At 72.6% G+C, this 4,662-nt stretch carries 3 protein-coding genes; 1 reads left to right on the top strand and 2 read right to left on the bottom strand.

From position 1 onward, the window contains the following. The first annotated feature begins 253 nt into the window (after positions 1-253). Positions 254-1,222, top strand: a complete 969-nt coding sequence (locus LCE31_RS37015; protein ID WP_225022420.1) for an aldo/keto reductase — start codon at positions 254-256, stop codon at positions 1,220-1,222. Positions 1,223-1,272: 50 nt separating this feature from the next. Here the strand turns inward: LCE31_RS37015 and LCE31_RS37010 are convergent, their stop codons facing one another. Both LCE31_RS37010 and LCE31_RS37005 read right to left on the bottom strand, forming a co-directional pair. After that, entirely contained in the window at positions 1,273-2,169 is an 897-nt protein-coding gene (locus tag LCE31_RS37010; RefSeq protein ID WP_225022418.1) for a Vgb family protein, read from the bottom strand. Between the two features lie 200 nt (positions 2,170-2,369). Next, a complete protein-coding gene (locus LCE31_RS37005) occupies positions 2,370-4,232 on the bottom strand; it encodes a phospholipase C (protein ID WP_225022416.1) in 1,863 nt (620 codons plus the stop codon). Between the last annotated feature and the right edge of the window lie 430 nt (positions 4,233-4,662).

Raw genomic sequence — 4,662 nt, 5'->3', positions numbered from 1 at the left:
GCCCCGCCCCCGCGGGGGGCGCCCCCCCCCCCCCCCCCCCCCCGGGGGGGGGCCCCGCCCCCCCCGCCCCCCCCCCCCCCCCCCGCGCCCCGCCTCCGCCCGGGCCGGTCGCGCCCGAGCGCGCCCGCTGCCGGGGAGGCGGGTTCAAGACTGCCCGGCGCGCGGCGGGCTGTCGTTGGCAGCGGGTGCCCAACTGCCTTGGCACTGCGTGCACCCCGGCCGTGGCGGACAATGGACGCGGAGGTGAGGGCGGATGTCCTTCGAAAGCGCCGCCGCCGCGGGGACGACCCGTATGGGGCTCGGGCTGGCCGCACTCGGCAGGCCCGCGTACATCACGCTGGGCAGGGACGCGGAACTGCCCTCCGTGCGAACGGTCGAGGCGATGCGCGAGCGTGCCTTCGAGGTGCTGGACGCGGCGTACGAGAACGGCGTGCGGTACCTGGACGCGGCGCGCTCCTACGGGCGTGCGGAGGAGTTCCTCGCGGCCTGGCTCGCGCACCGGCCCGAGGTGCGGGACGTCACGGTGGGCAGCAAGTGGGGTTACACGTACGTCGGGGACTGGCGCCTCGACGCGGATGTGCACGAGGTCAAGGACCACAGTGCCGGCGCGTTCGAGCGGCAGCTCGCCCAGACACGTGCGCTGCTGGGTGATCGCCTGGACCTGTATCAGGTGCACTCCGTCACCCCCGAGAGCCCGGTGCTCACGGATCGCGCCCTCCAGGAGGAGCTGGCCGCGCTCGCGGCGGGGGGTGTGACGGTGGGGCTGTCCACGAGCGGCCCCGCCCAGGCGGAGGCGATCCGTGCCGCCCTGGCCCTTGAGGTGGACGGAGCTCCCCTGTTCTCGACCGTGCAGGCCACGTACAACCTGCTGGAGACGTCGGCGGGCACCGCACTGGCCGAGGCGCACGAGGCGGGCGTGGCCGTCATCGTGAAGGAGGCGCTCGCGAACGGCCGCCTGGCAGGCGCGGGCGGTCTCCCGCCCGAGCTGAACGCGCTCGCGGCGTCGACCGGCTCCCCGGTGGACGCGGTGGCCCTGGCAGCCGTCCTCCAACAGCCGTGGGCGGACGTGGTGCTGTCCGGTGCCGTGACGGCCGTTGACGTCATCAGCAACCTGCACGCGGCGGGCACCGCGCTGGACGGCGGCCAACTGGCGAGCCTGGCCTCCCTCGCGGAGCCGGCCGCCGACTACTGGCGGCACCGCTCCGCGCTGCCCTGGACCTGACGGCCCGTCGGCGCGAAGCCCCCGGGGGACCGGACCTCGCGCCGGGCCGGTCAGGGATCGAGCCGGATGACCTCGCCGACCTCCAGGGCGACGTAGACGGCGCCGTCCGGGCCCAGCGTGAGGCCGTGCGGCTCCGAGTCGGGGTCCGGCAGCGCGTACTCCTCCACGTGCCCGTCGGGCGCGACGGAGCCGACGCGGCCCGTGCCCCACTCGGTGAACCAGCACACGCCCCGGCCGTGGTCGGCGGTGATCGCGTGGGGCCTGCAGTCCCGGTCCGGGAGCGGGAACTCGTCGATCCGGCCCTCCACGGTGATCCGGCCGATCCGCCCGGCGCCGATCTCGACGAACCACAGGGCTCCGTCGACACCCGTGGTGATGCCGACGGGCGCGGCATGGCGGCCGGAGAGCGGATGCAGTGTCACATCGCCCGCAGGCCCCACGCGTCCGATCGCGTCGGCCTGGTTGAGGGTGCACCACAGCGCGCCGTCCGGGCCCGCGGTGATGCCGGAGGGGAACGAGAGCCCGACGGGCAGCGCGTACTCCCTCGCCACGCCGTCCGTGGTGATCCGGCCGACGCGGTCGGCGTGCAGTTCGGTGAACCAGAGCGCGCCGTCGGGGCCCGAAGTGATCCCGTACGGCCCGCAGTCGGCGGTCGGGACGGCGAACGACGACGTCTCGCCGGTGACCGTGACGCGGCCGATGCGGTGGTCCTGGGTGCGGGTGAACCAGAGCGCGCCGTCCGGGCCCGGTGTGAGGATCGTCGGACCGCACCCCGGCGCGTCGAGCGGGTGGCGCTCCACGCGGCCGTCCGGTCCGAGGCGGGCGATGACACCCGCGTGCACGAGCGTCAGCCACAGCGCGCCGTCCGGCCCCGTGGTGAGGGCGTACGGGCCGGACGCGGCATCGGACACGGGAATGCGCTCCATGGTGGTGGCTCGGCCTGGCATACGGCGTCCTTCCTCCGGATTCCCCTGGGCCGCTCGTTCCCCCACGGCCGCCGTTGATGCTGCGCGTGCGCCTCTCCCCGGCCCCCGGCGGCAAAACGGCACGACGGCGGAGGGGCCGCGCCCGGTGGCGCCACCCCTCCGCTCGTCATCCGGCCGGGTTCGCTCATCACCCGAGCGGGCCCGGGCGGTGGAGCGCGGTGTTACGAGGTGCGCCGCCTGCGGCGGATCGCCGCGCCTGCGCCGATCGCGACCAGGAGTGCGGCGCCCGCCGTGACCGGGACGGTCAGGGACGTGGAGTCGCCGCTCTGGGAGGCCAGGCCCGAGTCGTCGAGGCCGCCGCCCATGGGGCCGGCGATCTTGACGTCCTTCGCGGGCTTCGGGGCCTTCTTCGGGATCGACCTGATGCTGGAGACACTGCCGTTCTTGCTGAGCAGCACCTCGACGTTGTTGGGCTTCCTGAAGTCGAAGGCGTTCTTCAGCGTGCCGTCACGGGAGTCGAAGGAGGCATCGCCGATGCTTCCGGTCGACCAGTTCTGTTCGATGAAGCGCGTGATCGAGCCCTGCTCGGTCAGCGTGTGGTCAACGCTGTTCGTCTTCGCGTAGGGCGAGATGACCATCATCGGCAGGCGGGGGCCCGGGCCGCAGCGGTCGGCGTAGCCGCCCTTGGCCTTCGGTCCCTGCCGGCAGGCGACGGCGTCGGCGGGCTTGCCGTCCGACGCCTTGGTGGTGTCCTTGGAGCCGTTGAGCACCGGCGGGGCGACGTGGTCGTACCAGCCGTCCGAGTCGTCGTACGCGAGGACGATGGCCGTGGACTTCCAGTCCGCCGACTTCTGGATCTTGTTGATCTCGGAGACGAGGAAGTTCTGCTCGTCGACCGGGTCCGAGTAACCGGGGTGTGCGTCCTGGTACTCGGAGGCCTTGAGGAACGACACGGCGGGGAGCTTCTGCGCGGCGAGGGCGGCGTCGAAGTCCGTCAGGTCGTAGTTGTGGTTCGCGCGGCCGTTGTGACCGATCTCGTTCACACTGGCGGGCGCCAAGTGGTGCGGGTTCGACGTCGACTTGAAGTACTGGAACGGCTCGTGGTGCGGGCTGTAGTCCACCGCCGAGGCGCCGCTGATGTTCTTGTGGGTCGCGTCGCACTTGGCGTACGTGCCCTTCGTGCCGTTCCACGCGGTGGTCGGCCGGAAGCCGCCCTGGAACCAGCCCCAGGAGACCTTCTTCCGGTTGAGGAGGTCACCGATGTTCTTGCCCCGCATCTCGGCCGTCGGGGAGGTCGCCGTGTGGTCGGTGTTGGAGCAGTCGTCGTACGCGGGGTCGGTGTCACCGTTGAGCGTGCCGGTCCCCTTGGCGTCGGGAGAGGCGACGAAGCTGGCCGGGGTCTTCGTCTTCTTCGGCTTCTCCGTGTCGGCCGGGTCGACCGAGAGGACGCCGTGGGTCTGCCCCGCGACCAGGTTCAGGGCACCGGGCGTGGAAGGGCCGTACGTGTCGCCGTACGAGTTGTCGTCCAGCGAGTAGTGCTGGGCGTAGTTCCACAGCGCCGTGGTGGTGTTGCCGTCGTAGTAGTCCATCGAGAGGCCGGGCTCGCCGAACAGGCCGCCGGAGCAGGTGTCCGTCTCGGTGTTCTGGACGAACTTGTCCGACTTCCCGTTGTCGTACGCGAGTTGCTCGGGCGTGTAGCTGTGGTTCTGGTCGCAGGTCATCGCCTGGTCGGGACCGAGCCGCTTCGGCGCGTACTGGTTCGGGTTCTTCTTCAGCAGCTTCGCGTTCGCCAGGTTGTCGACCTTGGGCGTACGGCTCGACGCCACGAACGTCGTACCGTCCGTGTTGGCGGCCTTCGGGTACGTCGCGAAGTAGTGGTCGAAGGACTCGTTCTCACCGAAGATCACCACGACGTGCTTGATCGGCGTGGTCGTCTTCGCACTGCCGTCCCCGGCCTTGTGCGCCGCCGCCGAGGCGGGCGTCAGAGAGCCGCCGAGCGCCACGAGGGCGGCCGCGCCGACGAGGGCCGCCGCCTTCCTCGCGGCGCCGCGGCCGGACCGGGCAGGGTTTCTCGCACTGGACATTCGTCACCCATCCATACCTGCGCCACCGCACCGCTCCCCCACGGACCCGGCGACGCGCACTGTCGGACATCGCTGCGAATGCTGGGCCCTGCGCGCGTCCGCCCCCGGAGCCCCACCTGACCCTGCGGTGAACCCTTGGTCAGGAGATACCCATGGGTCCGTTGTGGAACGGTTGGGACTTACCGCACTTGGTCAACCGGCGCGCCGGCGTCGGCCTGCCGCCCGCGTACGGGACAGGGCAGACCTCCGGCACGAGGAGTCCGGACGGGCCGTGGCGGCGCGGGCGCCGGGGGCCCCCCCCCCCGGGGGCCGCCGCGCCCGGGGGGGGGGGGGGGGGGGCGGCGCGCCCCCGCCACGCCGCCGAGTCCGCCGCCGACGACGAGGATGTCCGGTTCGGGTATCACGGTTCTCCTTGTGGTGCGGGTGGTGC

This window comes from Streptomyces sp. 8L (assembly GCF_020176795.1).
In the GTDB taxonomy this organism is placed as follows: domain Bacteria; phylum Actinomycetota; class Actinomycetes; order Streptomycetales; family Streptomycetaceae; genus Streptomyces.
The sequence above is the reverse complement of the archived record's forward strand: the minus strand, read 5'-3'. Positions and strand labels throughout refer to the sequence as shown.